Source organism: Streptomyces kebangsaanensis (assembly GCF_001906585.1).
In the GTDB taxonomy this organism is placed as follows: Bacteria; Actinomycetota; Actinomycetes; order Streptomycetales; family Streptomycetaceae; genus Streptomyces; species Streptomyces kebangsaanensis.
Genome location: NZ_JUJA01000047.1, coordinates 1291 through 2970 on the forward strand (window position 1 = coordinate 1291; position 1680 = coordinate 2970).

Annotated in this window: 3 protein-coding genes and 1 pseudogene; 3 read left to right on the forward strand and 1 reads right to left on the reverse strand. The window is 66.3% G+C overall.

All coding sequences use genetic code 11. The annotated features are described in order from the left end of the window. Positions 1-505, forward strand: a pseudogene (locus RH94_RS42625) (hypothetical protein); the annotation flags it as partial. Here the strand turns inward: RH94_RS42625 and RH94_RS46075 are convergent. Next, entirely contained in the window at positions 496-627 is a 132-nt protein-coding gene (locus RH94_RS46075; protein ID WP_267893341.1) for a hypothetical protein, read from the reverse strand. The pseudogene RH94_RS42625 and the gene RH94_RS46075 sit on opposite strands and share 10 nt — an antisense overlap. Positions 628-879: 252 nt before the next feature. Between RH94_RS46075 and RH94_RS06970 the strand changes: the two genes are divergently transcribed. Together RH94_RS06970 and RH94_RS06975 are read left to right on the forward strand one after the other, a co-directional pair. Continuing rightward, complete coding sequence (locus RH94_RS06970; protein ID WP_055493664.1) at positions 880-1089, forward strand: hypothetical protein; 210 nt, start codon at positions 880-882, stop codon at positions 1087-1089. Beyond that, positions 1073-1588: a DUF6879 family protein gene (locus RH94_RS06975; RefSeq protein WP_055493665.1), complete on the forward strand. Its 516-nt coding sequence runs from the start codon at positions 1073-1075 to the stop codon at positions 1586-1588. Before RH94_RS06970 ends, RH94_RS06975 begins: the two co-directional genes overlap by 17 nt. Positions 1589-1680 lie beyond the last annotated feature (92 nt).

Here is a 1680-nt window from a genome sequence, read left to right on the forward strand (position 1 = left end):
AGCCGCTCTGGTGATCGAGGATCCTCAACTGTCGGACGGCTGGTGGGCGACACTCAATGCTTCGCTGGACGCACTCGCCGCGCAGCGCACGCACCGCCTCGCCACTCCGGACACAGAGACGGCCACCCAGGAACTGGTGACTGGGACGATCCGAGCAGTCTTCCCCGAAGTAGACGCCACCGTGGATGAGTGGACGCCGGCACATGCGGATCTGACGTGGGCGAACGTGACCGGGCCCGAGTTCTGCATCATCGATTGGGAGGATTGGGGGATGGCGCCGCGCGGACTGGACGCGGCCACCCTCTGGGGGAACTCCCTCGCCGTCCCTGCCCTGGCACAACGAGTGTGGGCGGAGCGTCGGCCAGACCTGGAGAGCAGGTCTGGCCGGCTGATGGCCCTGTTCTTCTGTGCGAAGGTCGTAGGGCCGCACGCCCATCCCCAGGATCCCCGCTTGGAGCCCGCCCGGGAGGAGGCGGCGCGGCTCATCGCCGAGCTTCACTCCTGACGGCGGTTGCGCAGGAGGCTGCGGTAGTGGCGGACGGCCTCCTCGTCCACCGCGAAACTCTGGGCGTTGGTCAGCTCTCGCAGGTGGTCGGGGTTGTCCGTGCCGACCGCTACCGCGTTCACGGGCGGGAGGTGCAGGCGGCCCTGAAGGCAGCCTGCACCGGGGTGGCCTGCTGCCGGGAGCAGGTAGGACGGGGTCCCTCAGTCAGCCCCCGCACCCTGCCGCTCCTCTTCCTCCCCTTCGGCTGCGCCCATCCGGCCGCACGGGTTTATGCGAGGACACGCATAGTCGTGTTCGTGCATAGACGCTGCGCCCCGCCCCCTCTAACGTCATGGGCAGGCGGCCCAATCGGGGCCAGAGCAAGGGGGTTTGGCATGTCCGAGCGTTCGGCACTCACCCGGCTCACGGGCAATGGCAACGGCGAGTGCGGAGAGAAGGACTGCCCGAACGTGTACCGCACGGCCGCGGGGTCGTTCGTGGTGCAGGGTGACGTGTCCGACGCCTTCACCCCGCCCGCCGGGGAAGGGCTTGTGGAAATCCCGGAGGCGGTTCTCAGGGAGGCGTTCCGTGCACTTGGATGGTGACGCCTGGAACGACTGCTTCGATTCCATGGAGCGTGAGGCGTGGAGGCTGGAGACGCTGCCCGTCTACACCATGCCCCAGGAAGCGGAGAAGTTGAAGCGATTCCTCGCCGGGGAGAAGTCGCCGGACGATTACACATCGGCCTGGATGGATGAGGTCCGGCAGTGGGCCTCGGAAGGAAAGAGAGTCGGCAGGGTGCACGTCGTGACCCGCCCGCTCTCGGACTACCTTCGGTTCGAATTCGAGTACTACTACCGGCACCACGTGAAGGCGGGCGAGGATATCCGTATCCTCGACCTTACCGACCGGGAGAACCCGGGACTTCCAGATCAGGACTTCTGGATGTTCGACGAGTCCAAGGTGGTCCTGATGAACTACCGGGCGGACGGGACACAGATAAACCGGGAGCTGTACGAGGGCGACCCGGAGCCCTACCGGCAGTGGAAGCGGATTGCCATTGCCAAATCCGTGCCGTTCCTGGAGTACGTGAGCAGCGGGTGACGTTCGATCCTGAGCAGCTCGGGCAGCCGAAACAGGAACTGGCGGCCCTGCTGAAAGAACTACGCAAGCGAGCCGGCCTCACTGGGGACCGG

Coding starts and splice junctions, on each gene's coding strand:
- RH94_RS06970 (WP_055493664.1), top strand. CDS start 880: ATGTCCGAGCGTTCGGCACTCACCCGGCTCACGGGCAATGGCAACGGC.